Here is a 23,690-nt window from a genome sequence, read left to right as displayed (position 1 = left end):
TTGTCCCCGCTTGCGTCGCCGTCGGCCAGTTGGCGCGTTGCCGGTGCCGGCGCGATCGGCGGAGCGAGCTCAGAACGGGAAATAGAGCGGAATCAGCAGCACCGCCGTGACCCAGAAGATCACGGTCAGCGGCAGGCCGATGCGCATGAAGTCGGAGAATTTGTAGCCGCCGGCTGCGTGGACCATGGCGTTGGTCTGGTAACCGACCGGGGTGGCGAACGCGGTCGAGGCGGCAAAGGCGACCGCGACCAGGAATGGCTTGGCGTCCACGCCCAGCGACTCGGCGGTGGCAATGGCGATGGGCACGATCAGCACCGCGGCGGCGTTGTTGCTCATCATCTCGGTCAGCACCGAGGTCATCAGGTAGATCACCGCCAGCGAGACCACCGGACCCATGTGACCGACCAGGCCGATCGCGTTCTGGGCCAGCCAGTCCGCGCCGCCGGAGCGCTCCAGCGCGATCCCCAGCGGCAGCACGCCGGCCAGCAGCATCACCACCCGCCAGTCCACCGCGGCGTAGGCCTCGTCAGGCTCCAGGCAGCGCAGCACGATCAGCGCCACGCAGCCCAGGATCGCGGAGGCCACGATCGGCAGCAGGCCCAGTCCGGCCGCGCCGATCACCGCGAACATGATCAGGAATGAGGTCCACGCGCGCTGCTTGTCCACCCGCGGCTGCGCGCGCTCGCCCAGGACGACGAAGTTGGCATCGTCGCGCAGGGTCGACAGCGCAGCCTCGGTGCTGTCGACCAGCAGGATGTCGCCCACCGCCAGCGGCGCATGGTCGATATGCTGCCAGAACGGCGCGCGCTGCTGGCGCTGCATGCCGCGCACGCGGGCCCGGTAGATATGGCCGAAGCGCAGGCTGGCCAGGGTGTGGCCGACCAGGTGCGAGCCCGGCGCGATCATCACCTTGGCGTGCAGGCGGACCGCCTCCACGTCGCCTTCCAGGTCGCGCGCGACGTGGTCGAATTCCAGCTTGAGCTGCTTGCGCAGGCGCTGGATCAGGCTCCATTCGCCGCGCAGCAGGAGCCGGTCGCCGCCCTCGATGGTCGCGTTGCGGCGCGGCCGGATCGCGCCGTCGCGGACCAGCTTGAGGGTCATTTTGGCCGCCATGTCCTCCGGCAGCGCCTTCATCGCCTCCGTGCCGATGACCGGCGAGCCTTCCGGCACCCGCAGTTCGACCAAAAAGATGCCGTCCAGGCCGCCGTCATCGACCTCCGGCACGCCCAGGTCGGGCAGCAGGAAGTTGCCAAACAGCATCAGGTAGGTGATGCCGATGCCGACGAAGATGATTCCCAGCGGCGCGAACTCGAACAGGCCGAAGCCTTCGCGGCCCGATTGCACCGCCAGCGAGTTCACCAGCAGGTTGGTCGAGGTGCCCACCAGAGTGCACACGCCGCCGAACTGGGCGGCATAGGACAGCGGGATCAGCAGCTTGGAGGGCGCGCGGCGCTGGGAGATGGCAGCGGCGATCACCAGCGGCAGGAACACCGCGACCGCCGCGGTGTTGTTGACGAAGGCGGAGATGAAGGCGATCACCACCATCATCACCAGCGCGAACAGCCAGCTCCAGCGGATCCGCGCCAGCGCCTCGCCCAAGCCTTCCAGCGCGCCGCTGCGCTGCAGCCCCGCGCTGAGCACGAACATGGCCGCGACAGTGATCGTCGCCTCGCTGCTGAAACCCGACAGCGCCTCCGTTGGCGTCACCAGTCCCAGCACCAGCAGGGAAGCCAGCACCAGCAGGGCGACCACGTCGGTGGCCAGCTTCTCGCTGACGAACAGGTAAACCGCGCCGGCCAGGACGGCCAGCGTCAGCCACAGGTCGATCTGCATCAGCGGCGGGCTCGCGCGGTGCAGGGCTCGGGCATGGTTCGCATGGCGGGGGCCGGCGCTGTCTTGGGGCGGGGACTGTCATGCATGGGGCGCATTGTGCCCGCAGGGGCGGGGCTGGGCGAGTTGCGCCGTCATGCGTTGTTGGCGTAGGAAGTGCCGGAACCGTCTAAAGTGCGCACCATGGAACGCATCGAACGCATCCACGCCCTGCACCGCATCCTGACCGGCGCGCGCTATCCGGTCACGGTGCCGCGCCTGCAGGAAGAGCTCGAGTGCTCGCGCGCCACCGTCTATCGCGACTTGGCTTATCTGCGCGACCAGCTGATGGCGCCGGTGATCGGCAACGGCGAGGCCGGCTTCCGCTACGACCCCGAGGACAGCCACCGCTTCGAGCTGCCGGGCCTGTGGCTGAGCTCGGACGAGCTGCATTCCTTGCTGGCTGCGCAGCAACTGATGCTGCGCAGCGGCGGTGGCGTGCTGGCCAATGCGCTGGCGCCGCTGCAGCAGCGCATCGAGAAACTGCTCGACGACCACGCCGGCGGACGGCGGGTGCCGGTGGAGCGGGTCAGGGTGGTCGCCCATCGCACCCGCCGGCTGGAGGAAACCGCGTTCCGCCACGTCGCCACCGCGGTGCTGGACCGGCGCCAGCTGGTGTTCGACTACCGCGCCCGCTCGACCGACCAGCTGACCCGACGCACGGTGTCGCCGCAGCGGCTGACCCATTACCGCGACAACTGGTACCTGGATGCGTTCGACCACGACCGCGACGCGCTGCGCAGCTTCGCCGTGGACCGGATCAGCGCCGCCCGCCAGCTGGAGGAGGTTGCCCGCGACGTGCCCAACGAGGAGCTCGACCGCCAGCTGGCCTCCAGCTACGGCATCTTCTCGGGCACGCCCAAGGGCTGGGCGACGATCGTCTTCAGTGCCAAGGCGGCGCGCTGGGTCGCCGATGAGCACTGGCACTCGCAGCAGGAAGGCCGCTTCCTGCCGGACGGGCGCTACGAGCTGAAAATCCCCTTCAGCTCCGGCCGCGAGTTGCTGATGGATGTTTTGCACTACGGCAGCGATGCGGAGATCACCGCGCCGCCGTCCCTGCGCGAGCAGGCGCGGGCGCTGCTGAGCCTGGCGATCAGCAACTACGACCGCGATCCGGTCTGAGCCGCCGGCTCGCGGGCTGACGCCGGCGGTGGCTGGTTCGCTGCGCGGTCGCAGCCTCTGAGATGGTCCAGCGCAATCCTCGGCGCATCGCCACCGAGGAGCTCTGCCATGATCCGACCCGCCAACCGCCCGCTGCCCGCCCATCGCCTGGCGCCACGCCTGCATGCGGCCTTGTGCCACGGTCTGGCGGTCGGCGTAACGCTGCTGATCGTGCTGCCTGCCGCACGTGGCTCGCACGAGCTGATCGGCTGGCTACCGCTGTGGCTGCTCGGCATGCCCTTGAGTGCGCTGGCCGTGCTGCACTGGCTCGGTCGCCGGCGCGATGCCGCCCCGGTGCTGCGGCGCGGAGCGCGGGCCGGCACGCAGGCATGGCCCGCAGCCCATCTCCGCGCTTCAACGACGCTGCCGCTGCGTCCGGCGCGCGGCGGCGCGCGCCGACGCATCGCCGAGGCCGCATAGCTGGCGCCACCGGCCGGGGGGGGAAGTGGGGCTGTGCTAACTTTCCATGGTTGTCCCACCCTGTCCCCACTTTGAACACCGGAGCGCCCATGTCGCAGCTGCTGAAGGCCCGTCGGGCCGCCATCCTTGTCGCCGGCCTCGCAGTGGCGATGGGCAGCGCCCACGCCCAGGAGGCCCCCGTGTCCGACCCGTACCAATGGCTGGAAGACGTCGAAGCGCCCAAGGCGCTGGAGTGGGTCAAGGCCCGCAATGCCGCGGCCGAAGCCGAGCTCGCCGCCACGCCCGCCTTCAAGCAGCTGGAATCGCAGATCCTGGCGATCCTCGATTCGGACGCCAAGATTCCCTACGTCGAGAAGATCGGCGACTACTACTACAACTTCTGGAAGGACGCGCAGCACCAGCGCGGCCTGTGGCGTCGCACCTCGCTGGCCGAGTTCCGCAAGGACAAGCCGCAGTGGCAGACGGTGATCGACCTGGACGCGCTGAACAAGGCCGAGGGCGAGAACTGGGTCTGGCACGGTGCGGACTGCCTGAAGCCGGAGTACCAGCGCTGCCTGGTCGCGCTGTCGCGCGGTGGCGCCGATGCGGACGTCACCCGCGAGTTCGATCTGGGCACGATGGGCTGGGTCAAGGACGGCTTCTTCCGTGACGAGGCCAAGGGCGGCCTGGGCTGGATCGACCGCGACACCGTCTACGTATTCACCGATTTCGGCCCCGGCACGATGACCGAATCGGGCTACCCGCGGATCGTCAAGCAGTGGCGGCGCGGTACGCCGATGGACAGCGCGACGCTGGTCTACGAGGGCAAGCCCGACGACATGTACATCGCCGCCGGTCGCGACCACACGCCGGGCTACGAGCGCGACTTCGTCACCCGCACCCTGGCGTTCTACAACGACGAGCTCTACCTGCGCGGCGCCGACGGCAAGCTGACCAAGGTCGATGCGCCCAACTCGGCGATGAAGTCCGTGCACAAGGACTGGATGGTCCTGGAGCTGCGCGCCCCGTACGAAGCCGGCGGCAAGACCTGGCCGGCAGGCAGCCTGATCGCGATCAACTTCGACGACTTCATGGCCGGCAAGCGCGATTTCACCAGCCTGTTCAAGCCGACGGAAACCTCATCGCTCGCAAGCTCGACCTGGACCGCCAACCACCTCGTGCTGAACGTGCTGGAAGACGTCAAGAACCGGCTCAGCGTGCTGACCCCGCCCAGGGAGGTGGGCGGCGATTGGACGCGCAGTGCTTTTGTCGACCAGCCTGAAGGCACGGTCAGCGTCGCCGCGGTGGACGCCGACAACAACGACGATCTGTGGGTGATGGCGTCCGACTACCTCAACCCGCAGTCGCTGTCGCTGGCGACCATCGGCCAGGCGCCGGAAGTGCTGAAAACCATGCCGACCTTCTTCGACGCCTCCAACGAGGTGGTCGAGCAGCATTTCGCCACCAGCAAGGACGGCACCCGCGTGCCGTACTTCCTCGTCCACCCCAAGGGCATGCCGCTGGACGGCAGCACGCCGACCCTGCTGTACGGTTACGGCGGTTTCGAGATCTCGCTGACGCCGGGGTATTCCGGCGCGGTCGGCAAGGGCTGGCTGGAGAAGGGCGGCGCGTACGCGGTGGCCAACATCCGCGGCGGCGGCGAGTACGGTCCGCGCTGGCATCAGGCCGCGCTGAAGGCCAACCGGCACAAGGCGTATGAGGATTTCGCCGCGGTGGCCAAGGACCTGGTCGCCCGCAAGGTGACGTCTCCGAAGCACCTGGGCATCCAGGGCGGCAGCAACGGCGGCCTGCTCACCGGCAACATGCTGACCCAGTACCCGGAGCTGTTTGGTGCGGTGGTGATCCAGGTGCCGCTGCTGGACATGCAGCGCTACCACAAGCTGCTGGCCGGCGCGTCGTGGATGGCCGAGTACGGCGATCCCGACAAGCCGGAGGAATGGGAGTTCATCAAGACCTTCTCGCCCTACCACCTGTTCGATGCCGACAAGGACTACCCGCCCACCCTGTTCACCACCTCCACCCGCGATGACCGCGTCCACCCGGGCCACGCCCGCAAGATGATGGCCAAAATGCTGGACGCCGGTAAGGACGTGCGCTACTACGAGAACATCGAAGGCGGCCACGGCGGTTCGGCCAACAACCAGCAGGCCGCGCACATGAGCGCGCTGGCCTACACCTTCCTGTGGAACCAGCTGGCCGATTGATGCGTCCGTGTGGCAGGTGAGACGCCACCGCATTCAGAGAGGCCGGGTCTGTCGCCCGGCCTCTCTTCATGGAATGTCGAGTGCCAGGGACCACCTTTTGTCCGCCTGCGGGCAAGCTGTCCGCCGACCTCCAGTTGCTTCGCCGTCGCGCTTTCTCCCCGGAGCCCCCATCCATGAAGCCCGCCTTGCTGCTTGCCGTCCTGATGACCGCCGCCACGCCGGCCCTCGCCACGAGTTCTTCCATGTCTGTCGATTCCGCACCGTCCCCCGCCGCGCCCCTCACCCCGCCCGATGTCGAGAAACGCCCGCACGTGGTTACCGCCCCGCACGGTGCAACGCGGCAGGACGAGTACTACTGGCTGCGCGACGACACCCGCAAGGACCCGGCGATGCTGGCCTACCTGGAAGCGGAGAACGCCTACGTCGATGCCGTGATGGCGCCTCTGAAAGGCCTGGAGGACACGCTGTACGAGGAGATCGTCGGGCGCATCAAGCAGGACGACAGCTCGGTGCCGTACCGCGAGCGCGGCTGGTGGTACTACACGCGTTTCGAGACCGGCCAGGACTACCCGATCCACGCGCGTCGCAAGGGCTCCATGGACGCCGACGAGCAGATCCTGCTCGACGTCAATGCGATGGCCGCCGGCAAGGATTATTTCAGCGTCGGCGACTACCAGGTCAGCCAGGACAACCGCCTGCTGGCCTGGGCCGAAGACGATGTCGGTCGGCGCCAGTACGTGATCCGCTTCAAGGACCTGGACACCGGCAGGATCCTCGACGATGCCATCCCGGGCGTGTCGGCCAACGTGGTCTGGGCCGATGACAACCGCACGGTGTTCTACGTCGAGAACGACCCGGAAACCCTGCTCACCGTGCGCGTCAGGAAGCACGTACTCGGTACCCCGGTCGCCGATGACGTGCTGGTCTACGAGGAGCACGACGACAGCTTCTACATGGGCATCGGCCGCACCCGCGATGACCGGTACATCTGCATCGGCGTGGAAAGCACCGTGTCCAGCGAGAGCCGCTGCGCGCCGGCCGCCGACCCGGGCAGGTTCACCGTGCTGGCCCCGCGCGAGCGCGACGTGGAGTACAGCGCCGACCACCACGACGGACGCTGGGTCATCCGCACCAACGCACCCGGCGCGGACGGCAGGCCGGCCGACAACTTCAAGCTGATGACCGCGCCCAGCGACGCGACCTCGCGCGCGCAGTGGCAGGAGTGGATCGGCGTCGACGAGGACGTGTTCATCGACGGCTTCGAGCTGTTCGACGGCTTCACCGCCGTGGCCGAGCGCTCCGGCGGCCTGGAGCGGCTGCGCCTGATTCGCGGCGCCGTCGGCCAGGCCGATCCGGCCTCCGAATACGTCAAGGCCGACGAGAGCGCCTACTCGATGGGCCTGGCGACGAACTCCGAGCCCGACACCGATTGGCTGCGCTACAGCTACACCTCGTTGACCACGCCGGACACCACCTACGAACTCAACACCCGCACCGGCGAGCGCCGCCAGCTCAAGCAGCAGCCGGTGATCGGCTACGACGCCGCGCTCTACACCACCGAGCGGTTGTGGGCGAGTGCGCGCGACGGCAGCAAGGTGCCGGTCTCGGTGGTCTATCGCAAGGGCTTCAAGAAGGACGGCACCGCCGCGTTGCTGCAGTACGCCTACGGCAGCTACGGCTATTCGATGGACCCGGCCTTCAACCTGCCGGTGGTCAGCCTGTTGGATCGCGGCATGGTCTACGCGATTGCCCACGTCCGAGGCGGCCAGGAGATGGGCCGCAAGTGGTACGACGCCGGCAAGCTGGAGCACAAGCAGAACACCTTCAACGACTTCATCGACGTCACCCGGTTCCTGGTGGAGCAGGGCTACGCCGCAAAGGATCGCGTGGCGGCCTACGGTGGCAGCGCCGGCGGTTTGCTGATGGGCGCGATCTCCAACCAAGCGCCGGGCGACTACCGCGTGATCCTCTCGCAGGTGCCGTTCGTGGACGTGGTCACCACCATGCTGGATGCCAGCATTCCGCTGACCACCAACGAGTATGACCAGTGGGGCAATCCGGAGGACAAGGCGTTCTACGACGTGATGCTGGCGTATTCGCCGTACGACAACCTGGTCGCGCAGGACTACCCGGCGATGTTCATCGGTACCGGCCTGTGGGACTCTCAGGTCCAGTACTGGGAGCCGGCCAAGTACGTCGCCCGCTTGCGTGACCTGGACACGAGCAGCGCGCCGATCCTGTTTCGCACCAACATGGACGCCGGCCACGGCGGCAAGTCCGGCCGTTTCCGCCGCTACCGGGAGCTGGCCGAGATGTACGCGTTCATGCTCGACCAGCTGGCGGTCGAGACAGCCGCTTCCCGCTAGCCGCCATGCCGATGGGGCGCGACCCGCATGGTCCGGTGCGCTGGGCCTGGTTGTTGCTCGCCTACCTGAGCCTGGGGTTGGCGGCGGCCGGCGTGGTCCTGCCGCTGCTGCCCACGGTGCCCTTCGTGTTGCTGGCGGCGTACGCGGCAGCGCGGGGCTCCAAGCAGCTGCACCAGCGCCTGCTGACCCATCGTGTGTTCGGTCCGATGATCCGTGACTGGCAGCGCCACGGAGCGGTCTCGCGACGCGCCAAGTGGCTCGCCAGCGCGTCGATGTTGCTGGCCGCTGCCATCGCGTTCCTGACGGCTCCGCACCTGTGGATCGCCGCCGTCGCCACGATCAGCATGGCGGTCATCGCCTGCTGGCTGTGGCTGCGGCCCGAGCCGGAGCGCTGAGCGGTATCGCCTTGCCCGCTGGCGCCGTTACACTGCGGCGATGAACGCACGACTGCCGATTTGCCTGCTCGCCCTCGTCCTCGCCCTGCCGCTCGCCGTTGCCGGCTGCGGCAACAGTGGACCCCTGGTCCTGCCCGAGGCCGTTCCCGCCGATGCCCCGGTCGACAGCGACGACCAGGATGTCGACGAGCGCGATGTCGACGAGCGGGACGTCGACGCCACCGAACCGGTCGAGGACGACGCCACGACCGACGACACCATCGAGGAACCCGGTGCCGACCCGATCCCCGAGGTGGGCGGTGACGACGACGGGAATGACTGAAACGGCGGGGACCGGATCCACTTCCGCCCTGCCTTTCAGCAAGATGCACGGCGCCGGCAACGACTTTGTCGTGCTGGACCTGCGCGGTGACCGCGACGCACCCCAACCGGACCTGTGCCGCGCCATCGCCCATCGCCACCACGGCGTGGGCTGCGACCAGATCCTGACCATCGAGGCGCCACGCACCGCGGCCGCCATCGCCAGCTACCGCATCTGGAACGCGGACGGCTCCAGCTCGCAGCAGTGCGGCAACGGCGCCCGCTGCGTCGCCGCCTGGCTGGTGCGCGAAGGCAGCGCGCCAGCGGCAGGCGAGTTCCAGCTCGACAGCCCGATCGGTGCCCACACGGTGCAGCGCCTCGGGGATGGCCGCTACCGGGTCAACATGGGCGTGCCGGAGTTCGAGCCGGCACGGATCCCGATGGTGGGCTTCGACGCCGCGCGCGATCCGTACGTGCTGCCGGTGCGCGGCAGCATCATGCCGGTGGGCGCGGTGTCCATGGGCAATCCGCACGCGCTGATCGAAGTCGACGACATTGATACCGCCGAGCTGGACTTGGCCGGACCCGGCTTGCAGGACCATCCGGCGTTTCCCGAATCGGTCAACGTCGGTTTTGCCCAGATCCTCGGCCGCGACCGCATCCGCCTGCGCGTGTATGAGCGTGGCGTCGGTGAAACCCTGGCCTGCGGCAGCGGTGCGTGCGCGGCCGTCGCCATCCTCGCCCGGCGCGGCCTGGTCGATCGCGATGTGAAAGTGTCGCTGCCCGGCGGCGACCTGCAGATCAGCTGGCCCACCGACGACCAGCCGATGGTGATGACCGGCGCGGCCGCATTCGTATTTGAAGGAGAATGGAACGCATGAGCGAGACCACCGAAACCCTGGGTGCGCACGAGGTCGCCGCGTGGCTGCGCCGCCATCCCACCTTCCTGCAGCAGTTCCCCGACCTGTCACTCACCTTGGTGGTCCCGCGCGAAGAGGGCTCGGCCGCCTCGCTGGCCAGCTACCAGCTGGAGGTGTTGCGCGACAAGAACCGCGAACTGTCCAAGCGCCTGCGCGAGCTGTTCGCCAACGCCGAGGAAAACGAGCGGCTGGCGGTGCGTACCCACCAGCTGGCCTTGGCCCTGATGCGCCAGGACACCGCCGCCGACACCGTACGCGCGATGGCGGCGACGCTGGCGGAGGACTTCAACGGCGACCTGGTGCAGATGGTCCTGTTCGAGCCCATCGACGGACTGGACGAGAACGAGTGGCTGCAGGTGGTCAAGCGCGATGACGCGCGCCTGCAACCGTTCCGCGATTGCCTGGCCGACGGCGAGCCCTTGTGCGGTCGCCTGCAGCCGGAAAAGCATGCGCTGCTCTACGGCGACAACGCCGACCAGGTGCAGTCCACCGCATTGCTGCCGCTGCCCGCGTTGGGGCTGGTAGCGGTGGGCAGCCGCGATCCCAACCGGTTCTTCCCCGGTATGGGCACGCTGTTCCTGCAGATGATGGGCGAGGCGCTGGAAACGGCGCTGGCGAGGTATGCCCGCTGATTCCGGCACCCCCGCGCCCGCACCGGCCGCGCCGCTCGACACGAACGTCGCCGCGTTCCTCGAGCACCTGCAGGTCGAGCGCGGAGTCTCCGCGCACACGCTGGATGCCTACCGCCGCGACCTGACCGCGCTGGCGCAGTGGGCCGCCGCGCAGGCACTCGACCTGGTCGGGCTGGAGGCCGACTCGCTGCGGAGGTTCATCGCCGCCGAACACCGCCGCGGACTCGCGCCCAAGAGCCTGCAGCGCCGCCTGTCCGCCTGCCGCAGCTTCTACGCGTGGCTCCTGCGCCACGGTCGCATCACCGCCAGTCCCGCCGCCGCGATCCGCGCCCCGCGCGCGCCGCGCAAGCTGCCGCAGGTCCTGGACGCCGACGAGGTCAAGGTGCTGGTCGAGGTCCCCACCGACGCGCCGCTCGGCCTGCGCGACCGCGCCCTGCTGGAGCTGTTCTATTCCTCGGGCCTGCGCCTGTCGGAGCTGTGCGCCCTGCATTGGCGCGACCTGGATCTCGACGACGGCTTGGTCACCGTGCTCGGCAAAGGCAGCCGCCAACGCAGCGTGCCGCTGGGTTCCTACGCCCGCGCCGCCTTGGCCGAGTGGCGCGCCTCGACCGGCGCCGGCAATGACAGCCCGGTCTTCCCCGGCCGCAACGGCCCGATCACACCGCGCGCGGTGCAATACCGGCTACGCCAACTGGCCCAGCGCCAGGGCCTGACCAAAGCCGTCCACCCGCACATGCTCCGCCACAGCTTCGCCAGCCACATCCTTGAGTCCTCCGGCGACCTGCGCGGGGTGCAGGAGCTGCTCGGCCACGCGGACATCGCCACCACGCAGATCTATACCCACCTCGACTTCCAGCACCTGGCGACGGTGTACGACGCGGCCCACCCACGTGCGAAACGGAAGCCTTCGTCTGATTGACGTGCGCCGGGTAGAAAGCACGAGCGGGCGGGGCGGGGGACCCGGTTCAAGTCGCTCCACGATATTCGCTTGGTTGAACCGGATCCCCCGCCCCGCCCAACGGTTCACGCCGCGGCCTGGGGGGCCAGCCTCGTTCACTGCGTTCGCGTTTGCTCGCGTCTGCTTTGGCAGGCGCCGATGACCGCGGGTTGTTGGAGCGCGCGGCCTTCTATGTAATCGCAACGGACATCGCATCTTGCCTCGCCGCAGAACGTCGGTTGCGAGTCGTCGCAGCAGCAACGCTATTTGTCACCGAAAAGGTCCACACATCGGCGCTCCGATCTTGCTTGCCCCACCAGATCGCGGCGCGCTCCGAGAGCGGCTGCCGGGTGCCGTTTCCACAAAGCGAATTTCGTGGAGCGACTGGAAACGGTACCCGGCAGCCGCCCCCGGGCATCCCATACGCAACCAGCCAGCACCTCGGCCGGTGCCCGGCAGCCGCCCCCGGGCATCCCATACGCAACCAGCCACTACCTCGGCCCGGTACCCGGCAGCCGCCCCCGCGCATCCCATACGCAACCAGCCAGCACCTCGGCCGGTACCCGGCGGCCGCCTCGCGCATCCCCACCATTCAGCCCCCAGCGCTTGAACAGCGCCGCGCGACCCCCATCCATGAGGTTCGACCACGGAGCCCACATGGATCCCAGCCAGAACCCCACCGTCTTCCACGCCACCACCATCGTCTCGGTGCGCCGCAACGGCCGCGTCGCCATCGCCGGTGACGGCCAGGTCACCCTGGGCAACACGGTGATGAAGTCCAACGCCCGCAAGATCCGCCGCCTCGGCCGCGACGAGCAGGTCATCGCCGGGTTCGCCGGCGCGGCCGCCGATGCGTTCACCCTGTTTGAGGTCTTCGAAGCCAAGCTCGAGAAACACGGCCAGCTGACCCGCGCCGCCGTCGAGATGGCCAAGGACTGGCGCACCGAGCGCCGGTTCGGAAAGCTCGAGGCGCTGCTCGCGGTGGCCGACAGGGAAACCTCGCTGATCATCAGCGGCACGGGCGATGTCATCGAGCCCGACGACGGCATCATCGCCATCGGTTCGGGTGGCATGTACGCCCTGTCCGCCGCCCGCGCGCTGTACGCGCATACCGAACTGGACGCCCGCACCATCGCGACCGAGGCGATCAACATCGCCGGCGACGTGTGCATCTACACCAACCGCAACGTCGTGGTTGAGGAGCTGTAAGCATGAAGTTCAACCACACCAGCGCCACGATGACACCGCGCGAGATCGTGCAGTCGCTCGACACCCACATCATCGGCCAGCAGGACGCCAAGCGCGCCGTGGCCATCGCGCTGCGCAACCGCTGGCGCCGCAGCATGCTGGCGGATGACCTGCGCAACGAGGTCATGCCCAAGAACATCCTGATGATCGGCCCGACCGGCGTGGGCAAGACCGAGATCGCGCGGCGCCTGGCGACCCTGGCCAATGCGCCGTTCGTGAAGGTCGAGGCGACGCGCTTCACCGAGGTCGGCTACGTCGGCAAGGACGTGGAGCAGATCATCCGCGACCTGGCCGATACCGCGGTCAAGCTGTATCGCGAGCAGGCCAAGCAGAAGGTCCGCACCGAGGCCGAAGAGCGCGCCGAGGACCGCATCCTCGATGCCCTCCTGCCCAGGCGCACCAAGGGGCTGGGCGGTGGCATCGGCTTCGATCCCAAGGCGGCCGCCGAGGAGCCGTCGGCGCAGGAGTCCGAGACACGCATCAAGCTGCGCCGCCAGCTGCGGTCTGGCGAGCTGGACGAGCGCCAGATCGACATCGAGACCGCGGTCCACGTCAGCGGCGTGGACATCATGGCGCCGCCGGGCATGGAGGAGATGGGCCAGCAGCTGCGGCAGATGTTCTCCCAGCTGGGCAGCAGCAAGACCAACACCAAGACCATGACCATCAAGGCCGCTCGCCCGCTGCTGATCGAAGAGGAAGCCGGCAAGCTGGTCAACGAGGACGAGGTCCGCGAGGCCGCGATCGAGGCGTGCGAACAGCACGGCATCGTGTTCCTGGACGAGATCGACAAGGTCGCCAAGCGCGGTGAGAACGTGGGTGGCGGCGACGTCAGCCGCGAAGGCGTGCAGCGCGACCTGCTGCCGCTGGTGGAAGGCTCGACCGTCAGCACCAAGTACGGCTCGGTGAAGACCGACCACATCCTGTTCATCGCATCCGGCGCGTTCCACATGGCCAAGCCATCGGACCTGATCCCGGAACTGCAGGGCCGCTTCCCGATCCGGGTCGAGCTGTCGGCGCTGACCAAGGGCGACTTCATCCGCATCCTGACCGAGCCCAAGGCGGCCTTGACCGTCCAGTACATCGAGCTGATGAAGACCGAAGGCGTCAGCCTGGCGTTTACCGACGATGCCATCGAGCGCATCGCCGAGATCGCCGCGCTGGTCAACGAGCGCCAGGAAAACATCGGTGCCCGCCGCCTGCACACCGTGCTGGAGCGCCTGCTGGACACCCTCAGCTACGAGGCGCCCGACCGCGACGGCCAGGCGATCACCATCGACCGCAACTACGTTGATGCCAACCTGGGCGAGCTGGTGAAGGATCCGGATCTGAGCCGCTACATCCTCTAAGTCGCTGGACTGAAAGCCCGCCACCCGGCGGGCTTTTTTCTTGGGACGTCCCCCATCTTTGGGGTTGATGACGCGATCGCACGAGCGCTCGCGCGGCGCATGTGTCAGGTTTTCCGCGACCGCCACGTCTAACAAGGCTATGGGGATGCAAACGAGGCGCGCATGGAGCTCGCAAACAGCAGTGCACGGGCAGGGCGCGACAGAATGAGTCGCGCCCAGCCGGTGACCGATATCGATGCGGTGCTGCGCGAGCACGGCGCGATGCTGTTCCGCATCGCCTCGGGTTACACACGCACCAACGCGGCGCGCGACGACCTTGCCCAGGAAATGTCCGTGGCGGTCTGGAAGGCGCTTCCCGCCTTCCGCGGCGACGGCCCGCTGAAGGCCTTCGTCGCGCGTACCGCGCAGTTCGCTGCGCTGGATCACGTGCGCAAGCGCTCCAACCGCTTCGACGGTGACGCCATCGACGACAGCTTTGAGAGCCACGACCCGCGTCCCGACGAGCACGCCGGCCAATCGCAGCGCCGGCAGCGCTTGCTGCAGGCAGTGCGCGGCCTGCCCGTCGGCCAGCGCGAGTGCGTGCTGCTGGTGCTGGAGGGCTTCGCCAATCGCGAGATCGCCGAGATCCTCGGCATGCCCGGCAACACCGTCGATCAACGCCTGTCGCGGGCGCGACAGCATCTGCGCACGCTTCTGGAGCCCGCGAAATGAGCAATCAGGAATGGGACGCGCTCGCCGCGCAATGGGACTCGATGAGCGTGGGCGATCCGGCAGTCCTGCAGCAGCGGCTGCGTCGCCATGCGCGCCGCACGCACCTTGGACTGATTGGCGAGCTGGGCGCGTTCGTGCTTGCCCTGGCGATGATCGGGTGGGCGTGGGTGGACGATCCCGGCATGCGGCGCTGGCTGGTGGTCGCCGGCGTGCTGTTGGTGGCTTGCCAGGGGATCTACCTGCTGCTGCGTCGGTGCTATCGCCTGTTCGGCTCGCCCGAGCGCGGACTGGTGGGGTTGATCGACGCCGAGATTGGCCGCGCCCGCTTCATCCTGGCAACGCACTGGGCCGGAGTGCCCATCGCGCTGGTGATGGTCGCCTGTGCGTGGGTGCTGATTCCAAGCATCCAACTTGAGAAGGTGCAGGGCGGCACCGTCATGTCAGCCGTGCTGTATCTGCCGTATCTGGCTGCGCGCACCTGGCAGATGCTGCGCAGGATCCGCAGCCTGCGCCGCGAGCGGGCGGAGCTGTTGCGCTGATCGTCAGCCGGTCGCCAGATTCGTCGCCTGGGCGCCGTTGACGATCATCCGCACCATCGTGGTGAGCTCGTCGATCTGCTGCGGGTAGCGCTCCGGCGGCAGGTCCATCGCGCTGCCACCGACGGCAAACACCAGCCGCGTGATCGCGCGGGCCACCAGCGCCGGCTCGTGCATCGGCACCCGGTTGAGCTTGGAGAGCCGGATCAGGTCCACCCGCAGCTCTTCCTCGAAGAAGCGCAACTGCCGGTCGACTGCCTCCTTGTACGCATCCGAGCCCACCAGGCCTTCGCGCAGCAGCAGGTGCAGCAGCTTGTCGTCGGCGCGCAGCTGATCGAAGAACGCCTCCACCGAACTGCGCACCACGCCGCCGTTGGGGTCGGCGCGATTGCGCGCCCGCCCGATGATGGCGCGCAAGGACGTGCCGGCGCGCTCGATCAGCACCACGGCCAGCTCGTCGATGTCGCGGAAATGCCGGTAGAAACTGTTGGGCGCGATCTTCGCCTCGCGCGCCACCTCGCGCAGGCCGAGCGTAGAGACGCTGCGGTTCGGGCCCAGAATCGCCAGCGCGGCCTCGATCAGGTCTTCACGGCTGATCGCCGGTCTGCGGCCGGGGCCGTCGCTGGTGGTCGGAATCGGTTTGGGCACCTGTGCCGCCGGGAGTGCAGGGGAAGAGGCCGACATCATCTCTTAAAACGCGCTGCGCACCTCATAGGTGATACAGGACGTACAGCTCCGACTCCTCGCGCGCGATGCGCTGGGTCAGCAGCCGCCCGACTTCGCCATGGGCGGCCAGGAATTCCGCCTGGTTCGCCGCGTTCACCGGCTCCTTGCGGTACCGGGCGACGAAGTCGACCACGCCGCGCGCGATGGAGTTCATCTCGCGCCGGAAACCACGGATCAGCGCCGTGTTCTCGGCGTCGTCGGCCAGCATCTGTTCCAGATAGACGTAGAAGCGCACGTTCTCCGTCAGCAGGTGCGATTCCAGGCGCACCTTGAACTCCTGCAGCGCCGCGTCGAGCCCATCGAAGCGGCCCGCAGCCGCGTCCTCGCCCATGCGCGTGTACATCGCGACGAGCTCTTCGTGGTCGTGCTTGAGGCTGTCGACGAGGGTCTCGTCGTAGCGGATGGTGCGTGCGGCGTTGCCTGGCTCAGGCAACACCGGCGCCGCGGGTTCAGGCGCCTGCGTGCCGAAAAGCCGTTTCAAGAAACCCATTGTGACCTCCCCTGTGAACAGGGAGTTGTAGCCCGTCGCCCCGGTGCAGGCAAGTTGAGGCCTGGCCGCACTTCACGGGCTGTGAATGTGGAACACACAAATTTCGCGAACGCCCTTCAGGTTCTGCCGGGCCGGCCGATAGGTCCAATAGGTCAACCCTCCCGGTAGCCGTGCTGGAGCGCCAGAACAATGCAATCGCTACTTTCCCGGATGGTGGACCTGGTGGGCAGCGCCCACCCGCGGCGCAGGGAACGACTGATGCAATGGCTGATCGCGGGCTACATCTACATGGGCGCGGCGATCTGGCTGATCGCCGGCGTGCTGCAGGGATGGATGAGCAAGACCGCCGCCCTGCTCTGGCTGGGCTTCGTCTTCGCCGGACTTCTGGCCGGCTATGTCGCCCTTCGCAGCGGCTGGACCGAGCGGTTCCAGGACCCGTCGCTGACCATCTGGCAACTGTCGATCGGCGTGCTCTGTGCCAACTGGGGCTACCTGCTCATCGGCCCGATGCGCACCGCGGCCCTGTTGCCGATGGTCGTGACCATCGTATTCGGCGCATTCACCCTGCAGTGGCGACAGATCGCGTTCCTGACGGTCCTGAACCTGTTCGCGCTGGTCGCGGCCGTGACACTGCGTGCGTGGTTCCCGCAATGGATCCCGCAGCACGGCGCGATGACGCCGCTCATGGTCGACATCAATAATGTGCTGATGCTGCTGGTGGTGCTGCCGCCGCTGGGGTTCATCGTGGCGCGCCTGTCCAGTGTCCGGCGCAAGCTCCACCGCCAGCGCGAAGCGCTCATGCAGGCACTCTCGCAGGTCGAGCGGCTGGCGGTGAGCGATGAACTCACCGGCATCGCAAACCGGCGTTCCATGCGAACGCTGCTGGAGCGGAGCGCCGCGCTGTCCTCGCGCGAGTTCGCGCCGTTTTGCGTGGCGCTGATCGACATCGACCACTTCAAGGCCATCAATGACGAGCTCGGACACGCCGGTGGCGACGAGGTACTCAGGGAATTCGCCCGCCGCGCGACGGCGATGCTGCGCACCACCGACGCGATCGGCCGCTGGGGCGGCGAGGAATTCGTGGTGCTGGCGTGCGGCAACGTCGACGGCATCTGCCGCCTGCTGGAACGGATGCGAAGGGCGGTGGCGAACTGCGGGACCGACAGCCGGTGCATCACCTTCTCCGCCGGCGTCGCCCAACACCGCCGTGAAGAGACCGCCGACGACCTGCTCGAGCGCGCAGACCGCGCGCTGTACGAAGCGAAGCGCGCGGGCCGCAACCGCAATGCCGTGGCGCCCGAGGGCGACCCATCGCAGCGCTACGCCACCGCTGAATCACCGCAATAGGCTTTCATTGATCGCGCCCATCCGCAGGGTGGTGGACGCCGTCTTCGGTGACGACGTCGGGCAGGTCAAACGGGTTGATACCCTCCAGGCAGCCGACGTTGTAGCCGTACTGCATGGGATCGGACCGACGATGGTGATGCGTGTAGATCCCGCAGATCCGGCAGAAGTAGTGCTTCGCCGTATGGGTGTTGAACTGGTAGAGCGTCAGTTGCTCCGAGCCCTTCGTAACACGCAGGCCGTCCAACGGGACCGAGGCGACGATTGCGCCCTTGCGCCGGCAGATGGAGCAATCGCAGCGCCGCGGATTGACGATCCCGTCGGGCAGGTCGAGCTCCAGCTCGACCGCGCCGCAATGGCATGACGTCCGGTGGATGGGTTGGACCTAGACGCCGCCTACCAGTTTGATCATCGGAAATGTCCGCGTGGGGAGGGAGCAAGTCTACGTTCGATAGCTAGAGGCAGCCGCGGCATGATATTGCGGGCAACTATGAACTCCATCCGCCGAGCAGCCGGCGCCGACCTTGAGCAAAAAAGCCTCGCTGCTGAGGTATTAGGGGTCAGAATCCGCCGTGGCGCCGGTCCACTGGGCGGAAAGAGTTACCGTTTCAACTTGAACGAGTTCTTAGTGTCCAACCGCTAGTCACCGCCATCTCCTCCACCACCGTCAGCACCGTCTGATCCGTCCCCAAAGTCATCGTCTCCGCTCGGGTCAAAGCTCCTCCAGGCATCGTGCGCGAGACCATTAAACACAGCGAGCGAAAGAGCGATGATGCCGACACCAATAAGGCCGCCGTGCGAAAAGGCCAGCCCTAGACCGAGTAAGCATCCCAGTATTCCAGACGCTTTTTGCAATATGGTTACGTTGTCCATCTAACGCCATAGTTAAGCCGGCCCGCAGCGAGTTGGCCGTGTGTTGATTGAAATCGAACCATGATTCTGTTTGGAAATGGGACTTCGTGAGCTAGGCCTGAGCGAGCTAGACAGCGGCGCTTTCATGGAACCGCTTCAATACGATGCTGAGTAATATGCCAACTAACGCGCCCAATAGCCCAAAAGACCCAACGCTTCCGGAGATGAAGTAGCCGCTGGCGGCACCCAACGCGTACCCTGCGAGGACGAATTTAGCTTGCCGTCTTTGGCTTGCAACCTTCTCCGCTTCGCGTGCTCGCTTACGGCGAGATTCCTCTTTTGCAAGTGGCTCACGATCGAGTATCACCTGAGCCATCGCATCAGCTTGCGTCTTATCCATGTCCGCGACCTACTCCCAAAGCTGTTTCACACCTGTCAGGCGCCAAACGGGTGCCTATTCGTTCTGTCGATTTCCAACTACCCGACGCAATGTGCGGGAGCCGCCTCACCCCAATCAATCCGTCCCAGGCAAACTTCCGTCTGTTTTGGGTAACAAACGCCCCTCACTCCCCAATATCCTCATCCCAGACCTCGGGATTAGCCGCAATATACCCATGCATCATCTCCATGCAATCCTTGTCCGCCAGATCGATCACGGTTGTGCCGTTCTCCCGCAACCAGTCGATCCCGCCGCGGAATGTTTCCGACTCGCCCACCACGACGGTGCCGATATTGAACTGTCGGATCAGGCCGCTGCAGTACCAGCAGGGCGCGAGCGTCGTGACCATGATGGTGTCGCGGTAATTGCGCTGGCGGCCGGCCTTGCGGAAGGCGTCGGTCTCGCCGTGGCTGGACGGGTCGCCGTCCTGCACGCGCCGGTTGTGGCCGCAGCCCAGCAGGCGGCCGTCGGCGTGGTACAGCGCGGCGCCGATCGGGATGCCGCCTTCGGCCAGGCCCTGGCGGGCCTCGGCGACGGCGGTGGCGAGCAGGGCGGGATAGTCGGGGGTGCTGATCATCGGTCGGCCGGTAGCGGTGGATGGAGGGATCGTCGCCGCGCCCACGCGGGATGTCGAGCGCGTGAGCGCAACGCCGGCGGGGCGGTGCGATAATCGGCCCATGAACGATCCAAACCCCAGCAGCGCCCCCGATTCCGTCGCCGACACCGCGCGCGCGCACGATGCGTCCACGGCGGCGCCGGCGCCGCAGGCCAATCCCGCCGGCACGACCCATTTCGGCTTCCGCGATGTTCCCACCGGGGACAAGCAGAAGCTGGTCGGGGAAGTGTTTTCCTCGGTCGCCGGCAGCTACGACCTGATGAACGACCTGATGTCGATGGGCATCCACCGGATCTGGAAGCGCTTCTTCGTCGCCACCGCGCAGGTCAAGCGCGGCGACCGGGTGCTGGACCTGGCCGGTGGCACCGGCGATATCGCGTTGCTGCTCAAGGATCGCGTCGGCGATACCGGCTCGATCGTGCTGGGCGACATCAACGGCGCGATGCTGCGCGTGGGCCGCGACCGGATGACCGACAAGGGCAAGGTCGCCGGCTTTGACTACGTGCAGATGAATGCCGAGAAGCTGCCGTTCCCGGACGCCAGCTTCGACCTGGTCACCATCGCCTTCGGCCTGCGCAACGTGACCGACAAGGACGCGGCGCTGGCCGAGATGCACCGCGTGCTGAAGGTCGGCGGCCAGGCACGGGTGCTGGAGTTCTCCGAGGTCAAGCCGGAGTGGTTCAAGCCGATCTACGACTTCCATTCCTTCAAGATCCTGCCGCGCCTGGGCCAGCTGTTCGCCAGGGATGCCGACAGCTACCAGTACCTCGCCGAGAGCATCCGCAAGCACCCGCCGCAGGACGAGCTCAAAGCGATGATGGAGGGCGCGGGTTTCGCCCGCTGCAGCTACCGCAACATGTCCGCCGGCATCGTCGCCATCCACACCGGCTACAAGGTGTAGGACGGAAGTCACTTCGCGCCCCGCGCGGGCGCGGCTACACTCGGGGATTGTCCTGCAACCCCGGGCCTGCCCATGCGCTCCTCGATCCTGACCCTGTTTTTTGCCGCCGCCGTGGTACTGGGCGGCTGCTCGCGCGACAACGCGCCGGCCGCGGATACGGCCGCCAAACCCGATGCCGATGTGGCCACCGCCGCACCGGCCGAGTACGACTCGCTTTCCTACGCCGAGCCCGACAAGGTCCGCATCAAGGACCTCGCGCTCGCCCTCAACGTCGATTTCGACGCCAGGGAAATCAGCGGCAGCGCGACGTACGACCTGGACTGGGTTGCCGATGACGCCAACGAACTGGTGCTCGACACCCGCGACCTGACCATCGAGAAGGTGGTCGGTGAGCGCAGCGACGACAAGTGGACCGACCTCAAGTACGAGCTGGCCGATGCCGACAAGCGCCTGGGCAGCAAGCTGACCATCCAGGTGCCCGACCGCAACGAGCGCGTCCGCGTGACCTACCGCACCTCGCCCGACGCATCCGGCCTGCAGTGGCTGACCCCGGCGATGACCGAGGGCGGCAAGCAGCCCTTCATGTTCAGCCAGTCGCAGCAGATCCACGCGCGCTCCTGGGTGCCGCTGCAGGACACGCCGCGCGTGCGCTTCACCTACACCGCGCACGTGACCAGCCCCAAGGACGTGATGGTGCTGATGAGCGCCGACAACGATCCCAAGGCCGAGCGTGACGGCGATTACACCTTCGCCATGCCGCAGGCGATTCCGTCCTACCTGCTGGCGATCGCCGCCGGCGACCTGGAGTTCAAGCCGATCTCCGACCGCAGCGGCGTGTGGGCCGAGCCGGCCATGGTCGAGAGGGCCACCGCCGAGTTCGCCGACACCGAGAAGATGATCGAGGCCACCGAGGCCGTGTACGGCCCGTACCGCTGGGGCCGCTACGACATCCTCGTGCTGCCGCCGTCCTTCCCCTACGGCGGCATGGAAAACCCGCGCCTGACCTTCGCCACCCCGACCGTGATCGTCGGCGACAAGTCGCTGGTCTCGCTGATCGCGCACGAACTGGCGCACAGCTGGGCCGGCAACCTGGTGACCTTCTCCAGCCCGAAAGACCAGTGGATGAACGAGGGCATCACCAGCTACGTCGAGAACCGCATCATCGAGTCGCTGTACGGCAAGGACTTCGCCGACATGGAAGCGGCGATCGCCCAGAACGAGCTGCGCAAGACCATCGGCGACATGGAGCCGCAGGCGCAGGCGCTGGCGATCCGTCCTGACATCCACGTCAAGGCCGGCGACACCCTGACCGAGGTCGCCTACGACAAGGGCGCCTGGTTCATGATGTTCCTGGAGCACCGCTTCGGCCGCGAGGACTTCGACCCGTTCCTGCGCGGCTACTTCGACCACTTCGCATTCCAGTCGATCCCGACCACGACCTTCATCCAGTACGCCAAGGACAACCTGCTGGCCAAGCACCCCGGCAAGGTCACCGAGGCCGAGCTGGACGAGTGGATCTACGGCCAGGGCATCCCCGGGTCCGCGCCGGTGACCAAGTCGCCGCAGTTCGACGCGGTCGACACCGTGCGCAAGGCCTGGCTGGACGACGGCACCCTGCCGGCCAGCGACGTCACCGCCAAGTGGAGCACGCAGGAGTGGCTGCACTTCCTGGAAGGCATGCCGCAGACGCTGAGCCACGAGCAGCTGGCCGCGCTGGACGCCGCCTACAAGTTCACCGGCACGCCTAACGGCGAGATCGCGATGCGCTGGTACCCGCTGACCGTGCGTAGCGGCTATCCGGAAGCCAATGACGCGATTGCCGCGTTCCTGGAGCGCGTCGGTCGCCGCAAGCTGATCATGCCGACCTACGCCGAGCTGGTGAAGACTCCGGAAGGCCTGGCAATGGCCGAGAAAGTGCTCGCCCAGGCACGTCCCGGCTACCACCCGATCACCACCGGTTCGGTGGACGCCGTCATCGCCGAGGCCAAGGGCGACAAGTCGGTGACCAAGCCGGTCGACTGATCGCCAGCTGATTGGACGTCCTCCTCGCGGCCGCCTCCGGGCGGTCGCGTTGTATCCGGCTTTCGTCTCCGCGCTCATCCGGTTGATTTTCGCGGGGCGTGGCCTGTATGCCTTCCGGGCGAATGTCCCCCCGGCCTCCGCCTGCGGCGCAGGCCTCCTCCTTTACTTCGCCCGGAAGGCATACAGACCGCGCCGGAACTGGTGGATTCTCGCTCCTGCAACTACCGCGTTCTCGTCATGACGGGGGTGAATGCGCTTGGGGCGAAATAAAGGAGGAGGCACCGGCTTCATTGGTGCCGGGGGACATTCGCCCCAAGGGCGTTCATCCCCGGCTCTCCCGCGAAAGCCCCAACCAAAGATCCCATCGACGCTATAGAGCCACGGCGGCCCCGTCGCATGCGGGAAGAACCACTGAAAATCAGGCACGCTTGAGTCCTGAACTGAAAGAGAACCCCGCAATGACCTGTAAGCCGTTCGAGCCCGCCGACCACTCGCCGCAATCCGGTCCGCAAGTGACGCGCGGATTGCCGATGCTCGTCGCCCTGACGTGCGCGGTGCTCCTTGGCGGGTGCAAGCCCGAGCCCGACCCCGAGATCGCCCGCACCGAGCAGGCCGCCGCGCTGGACCGCCAGGCCGAGGCGATGGCGGCCGAGTTCGACGCCCAGTTCGATGCCGGCAAGTGGGATCTGGCCAAGGCCCACGGCGACGTGCTGATCGCCGAATACCCCGACAGCGCGGCCGCCGAACGCATCGCCGGTCGGCACGAGGAGGCGGCGGCCAAAGCCAATGAGATACGGGAGACGCGGCGGCTGACAGGGCTGTGGTCCTACCAGACCCAGCCGGTCGGCAAGAAGGAGCAACTGTCGGCGGCGATCTACGCGCGTGAAAACGTCGAGACCGACGGCACCGCCGCCCGGCCCGTGCGATTGATTTTCCGCGACCACCCCGAGTGGGGCCGCAGCAGCTACCTCGTCCTGGAGGCCGGTGACTTCGACTGCTACAAGGGCTGCAAGCTCGCCGTCACCGTCGACGGGGAAAAGCCGCGCTCCATGGCCGGCAGCCGCCCCGACACCGATGATGCGATCGCGATGTTCGTCGAGGACGAGAAGACTCTCTGGAAGCTGGCCAAACAGGCGCGCGTGCTCAGCATCGAGTTCCCGGTCAAAGCCGGCGGCAAACGCACCGCCTCATTCGAAGTCGGTGGCCTGGATCCGGAGCGGATGCCCGGCTGGAACTAAGTGCCGGGTCGTCGGAG

Annotated in this window: 23 protein-coding genes; 17 read left to right on the top strand and 6 right to left on the bottom strand. The window is 67.3% G+C overall.

What is annotated here, in order from left to right:
• Positions 1 to 69: 69 nt before the first annotated feature.
• Entirely contained in the window at positions 70 to 1,833 is a 1,764-nt protein-coding gene (locus INQ41_RS12195; protein ID WP_193984841.1) for an SLC13 family permease, read from the bottom strand.
• 180 nt (positions 1,834 to 2,013) lie between these two features.
• Here INQ41_RS12195 and INQ41_RS12190 point away from each other — a divergent pair, with 180 nt between their 5' ends.
• The 13 genes from INQ41_RS12190 to INQ41_RS12130 all read left to right on the top strand — a co-directional run bounded on the left by INQ41_RS12190 (position 2,014) and on the right by INQ41_RS12130 (position 15,048).
• Positions 2,014 to 2,991, top strand: coding sequence for a helix-turn-helix transcriptional regulator (locus tag INQ41_RS12190; protein ID WP_193984839.1), 978 nt, complete (start codon positions 2,014 to 2,016; stop codon positions 2,989 to 2,991).
• A gap of 108 nt (positions 2,992 to 3,099) precedes the next feature.
• Complete coding sequence (locus INQ41_RS12185; RefSeq protein ID WP_228076610.1) at positions 3,100 to 3,450, top strand: hypothetical protein; 351 nt, start codon at positions 3,100 to 3,102, stop codon at positions 3,448 to 3,450.
• An 89-nt stretch (positions 3,451 to 3,539) separates the two neighbouring features.
• Positions 3,540 to 5,654, top strand: coding sequence for a prolyl oligopeptidase family serine peptidase (locus tag INQ41_RS12180; protein WP_193984837.1), 2,115 nt, complete (start codon positions 3,540 to 3,542; stop codon positions 5,652 to 5,654).
• Positions 5,655 to 5,896: 242 nt separating this feature from the next.
• Positions 5,897 to 8,020 (top strand): S9 family peptidase, encoded by a 2,124-nt coding sequence (locus INQ41_RS12175; RefSeq protein WP_228076609.1) that lies wholly within the window; start codon positions 5,897 to 5,899, stop codon positions 8,018 to 8,020.
• A 5-nt stretch (positions 8,021 to 8,025) separates the two neighbouring features.
• Positions 8,026 to 8,415, top strand: a complete 390-nt coding sequence (locus tag INQ41_RS12170) for a YbaN family protein (RefSeq protein ID WP_193984833.1) — start codon at positions 8,026 to 8,028, stop codon at positions 8,413 to 8,415.
• A 40-nt stretch (positions 8,416 to 8,455) separates the two neighbouring features.
• A complete protein-coding gene (gene lptM, locus INQ41_RS12165) occupies positions 8,456 to 8,737 on the top strand; it encodes an LPS translocon maturation chaperone LptM (RefSeq protein WP_193984831.1) in 282 nt (93 codons plus the stop codon).
• Positions 8,730 to 9,596, top strand: a complete 867-nt coding sequence (dapF, locus tag INQ41_RS12160; protein WP_193984829.1) for a diaminopimelate epimerase — start codon at positions 8,730 to 8,732, stop codon at positions 9,594 to 9,596. Before lptM ends, dapF begins: the two co-directional genes overlap by 8 nt.
• Positions 9,593 to 10,267 (top strand): DUF484 family protein, encoded by a 675-nt coding sequence (locus INQ41_RS12155; protein ID WP_193984828.1) that lies wholly within the window; start codon positions 9,593 to 9,595, stop codon positions 10,265 to 10,267. The genes dapF and INQ41_RS12155 overlap by 4 nt, the downstream gene beginning before the upstream one ends.
• Positions 10,257 to 11,186 (top strand): tyrosine recombinase XerC, encoded by a 930-nt coding sequence (xerC, locus tag INQ41_RS12150; protein ID WP_193984826.1) that lies wholly within the window; start codon positions 10,257 to 10,259, stop codon positions 11,184 to 11,186. The genes INQ41_RS12155 and xerC overlap by 11 nt, the downstream gene beginning before the upstream one ends.
• A gap of 675 nt (positions 11,187 to 11,861) precedes the next feature.
• Positions 11,862 to 12,413: an ATP-dependent protease subunit HslV gene (gene hslV / locus INQ41_RS12145; protein ID WP_193984824.1), complete on the top strand. Its 552-nt coding sequence runs from the start codon at positions 11,862 to 11,864 to the stop codon at positions 12,411 to 12,413.
• Between the two features lie 2 nt (positions 12,414 to 12,415).
• On the top strand, positions 12,416 to 13,798 hold the full coding sequence (gene hslU / locus INQ41_RS12140; protein WP_228076608.1) for an ATP-dependent protease ATPase subunit HslU: 1,383 nt from the start codon (positions 12,416 to 12,418) through the stop codon (positions 13,796 to 13,798).
• A gap of 204 nt (positions 13,799 to 14,002) precedes the next feature.
• Complete coding sequence (locus INQ41_RS12135; protein WP_193984822.1) at positions 14,003 to 14,509, top strand: RNA polymerase sigma factor; 507 nt, start codon at positions 14,003 to 14,005, stop codon at positions 14,507 to 14,509.
• Positions 14,506 to 15,048, top strand: coding sequence for a hypothetical protein (locus INQ41_RS12130; protein ID WP_193984820.1), 543 nt, complete (start codon positions 14,506 to 14,508; stop codon positions 15,046 to 15,048). Before INQ41_RS12135 ends, INQ41_RS12130 begins: the two co-directional genes overlap by 4 nt.
• Positions 15,049 to 15,051: 3 nt before the next feature.
• On the opposite strand, the gene fabR is transcribed toward INQ41_RS12130, so the two are convergent.
• Positions 15,052 to 15,729, bottom strand: a complete 678-nt coding sequence (gene fabR, locus INQ41_RS12125) for an HTH-type transcriptional repressor FabR (protein ID WP_193984818.1) — start codon at positions 15,727 to 15,729, stop codon at positions 15,052 to 15,054.
• Positions 15,730 to 15,754: 25 nt separating this feature from the next.
• Positions 15,755 to 16,261, bottom strand: coding sequence for a hemerythrin domain-containing protein (locus INQ41_RS12120; RefSeq protein WP_193984816.1), 507 nt, complete (start codon positions 16,259 to 16,261; stop codon positions 15,755 to 15,757).
• A gap of 189 nt (positions 16,262 to 16,450) precedes the next feature.
• On the opposite strand from INQ41_RS12120, the gene INQ41_RS12115 reads away from it, so the two are divergent.
• Entirely contained in the window at positions 16,451 to 17,608 is a 1,158-nt protein-coding gene (locus INQ41_RS12115; RefSeq protein WP_193984814.1) for a GGDEF domain-containing protein, read from the top strand.
• Positions 17,609 to 17,612: 4 nt separating this feature from the next.
• On the opposite strand, the gene INQ41_RS12110 is transcribed toward INQ41_RS12115, so the two are convergent.
• The 3 genes from INQ41_RS12110 to INQ41_RS12105 all read right to left on the bottom strand — a co-directional run bounded on the left by INQ41_RS12110 (position 17,613) and on the right by INQ41_RS12105 (position 19,473).
• Positions 17,613 to 17,981: a GFA family protein gene (locus INQ41_RS12110; protein WP_228076819.1), complete on the bottom strand. Its 369-nt coding sequence runs from the start codon at positions 17,979 to 17,981 to the stop codon at positions 17,613 to 17,615.
• A gap of 603 nt (positions 17,982 to 18,584) precedes the next feature.
• Complete coding sequence (locus tag INQ41_RS13310; protein WP_228076607.1) at positions 18,585 to 18,857, bottom strand: hypothetical protein; 273 nt, start codon at positions 18,855 to 18,857, stop codon at positions 18,585 to 18,587.
• Positions 18,858 to 19,020: 163 nt separating this feature from the next.
• Positions 19,021 to 19,473, bottom strand: a complete 453-nt coding sequence (locus INQ41_RS12105) for a nucleoside deaminase (protein WP_193987377.1) — start codon at positions 19,471 to 19,473, stop codon at positions 19,021 to 19,023.
• A 100-nt stretch (positions 19,474 to 19,573) separates the two neighbouring features.
• Between INQ41_RS12105 and ubiE the strand changes: the two genes are divergently transcribed.
• The 3 genes from ubiE to INQ41_RS12090 all read left to right on the top strand — a co-directional run bounded on the left by ubiE (position 19,574) and on the right by INQ41_RS12090 (position 23,673).
• Positions 19,574 to 20,413, top strand: coding sequence for a bifunctional demethylmenaquinone methyltransferase/2-methoxy-6-polyprenyl-1,4-benzoquinol methylase UbiE (gene ubiE, locus INQ41_RS12100; RefSeq protein ID WP_193984813.1), 840 nt, complete (start codon positions 19,574 to 19,576; stop codon positions 20,411 to 20,413).
• 72 nt (positions 20,414 to 20,485) lie between these two features.
• On the top strand, positions 20,486 to 22,435 hold the full coding sequence (locus INQ41_RS12095) for a M1 family metallopeptidase (protein ID WP_193984811.1): 1,950 nt from the start codon (positions 20,486 to 20,488) through the stop codon (positions 22,433 to 22,435).
• Positions 22,436 to 22,965: 530 nt separating this feature from the next.
• Entirely contained in the window at positions 22,966 to 23,673 is a 708-nt protein-coding gene (locus INQ41_RS12090) for an outer membrane protein assembly factor BamD (protein WP_193987376.1), read from the top strand.
• Positions 23,674 to 23,690: the final 17 nt, after the last annotated feature.

This window comes from Lysobacter ciconiae (assembly GCF_015209725.1).
GTDB lineage: Bacteria > Pseudomonadota > Gammaproteobacteria > Xanthomonadales > Xanthomonadaceae > Novilysobacter > Novilysobacter ciconiae.
The sequence above is the reverse complement of the archived record's forward strand: the minus strand, read 5'-3'. Positions and strand labels throughout refer to the sequence as shown.

Coding starts and splice junctions, on each gene's coding strand:
- INQ41_RS12095 (WP_193984811.1), top strand. CDS start 20,486: ATGCGCTCCTCGATCCTGACCCTGTTTTTTGCCGCCGCCGTGGTACTG.
- INQ41_RS12185 (WP_228076610.1), top strand. CDS start 3,100: ATGATCCGACCCGCCAACCGCCCGCTGCCCGCCCATCGCCTGGCGCCA.
- hslU (WP_228076608.1), top strand. CDS start 12,416: ATGAAGTTCAACCACACCAGCGCCACGATGACACCGCGCGAGATCGTG.
- INQ41_RS12120 (WP_193984816.1), bottom strand. CDS start 16,261: ATGGGTTTCTTGAAACGGCTTTTCGGCACGCAGGCGCCTGAACCCGCG.
- INQ41_RS12180 (WP_193984837.1), top strand. CDS start 3,540: ATGTCGCAGCTGCTGAAGGCCCGTCGGGCCGCCATCCTTGTCGCCGGC.
- INQ41_RS12175 (WP_228076609.1), top strand. CDS start 5,897: ATGTCTGTCGATTCCGCACCGTCCCCCGCCGCGCCCCTCACCCCGCCC.
- INQ41_RS12130 (WP_193984820.1), top strand. CDS start 14,506: ATGAGCAATCAGGAATGGGACGCGCTCGCCGCGCAATGGGACTCGATG.
- ubiE (WP_193984813.1), top strand. CDS start 19,574: ATGAACGATCCAAACCCCAGCAGCGCCCCCGATTCCGTCGCCGACACC.
- INQ41_RS12155 (WP_193984828.1), top strand. CDS start 9,593: ATGAGCGAGACCACCGAAACCCTGGGTGCGCACGAGGTCGCCGCGTGG.
- INQ41_RS12105 (WP_193987377.1), bottom strand. CDS start 19,473: ATGATCAGCACCCCCGACTATCCCGCCCTGCTCGCCACCGCCGTCGCC.
- INQ41_RS12115 (WP_193984814.1), top strand. CDS start 16,451: ATGCAATCGCTACTTTCCCGGATGGTGGACCTGGTGGGCAGCGCCCAC.
- fabR (WP_193984818.1), bottom strand. CDS start 15,729: ATGTCGGCCTCTTCCCCTGCACTCCCGGCGGCACAGGTGCCCAAACCG.
- INQ41_RS12170 (WP_193984833.1), top strand. CDS start 8,026: ATGCCGATGGGGCGCGACCCGCATGGTCCGGTGCGCTGGGCCTGGTTG.
- INQ41_RS12195 (WP_193984841.1), bottom strand. CDS start 1,833: ATGCAGATCGACCTGTGGCTGACGCTGGCCGTCCTGGCCGGCGCGGTT.
- INQ41_RS13310 (WP_228076607.1), bottom strand. CDS start 18,857: ATGGATAAGACGCAAGCTGATGCGATGGCTCAGGTGATACTCGATCGT.
- INQ41_RS12135 (WP_193984822.1), top strand. CDS start 14,003: ATGAGTCGCGCCCAGCCGGTGACCGATATCGATGCGGTGCTGCGCGAG.
- hslV (WP_193984824.1), top strand. CDS start 11,862: ATGGATCCCAGCCAGAACCCCACCGTCTTCCACGCCACCACCATCGTC.
- xerC (WP_193984826.1), top strand. CDS start 10,257: ATGCCCGCTGATTCCGGCACCCCCGCGCCCGCACCGGCCGCGCCGCTC.
- dapF (WP_193984829.1), top strand. CDS start 8,730: ATGACTGAAACGGCGGGGACCGGATCCACTTCCGCCCTGCCTTTCAGC.
- lptM (WP_193984831.1), top strand. CDS start 8,456: ATGAACGCACGACTGCCGATTTGCCTGCTCGCCCTCGTCCTCGCCCTG.
- INQ41_RS12190 (WP_193984839.1), top strand. CDS start 2,014: ATGGAACGCATCGAACGCATCCACGCCCTGCACCGCATCCTGACCGGC.
- INQ41_RS12090 (WP_193987376.1), top strand. CDS start 22,966: ATGCTCGTCGCCCTGACGTGCGCGGTGCTCCTTGGCGGGTGCAAGCCC.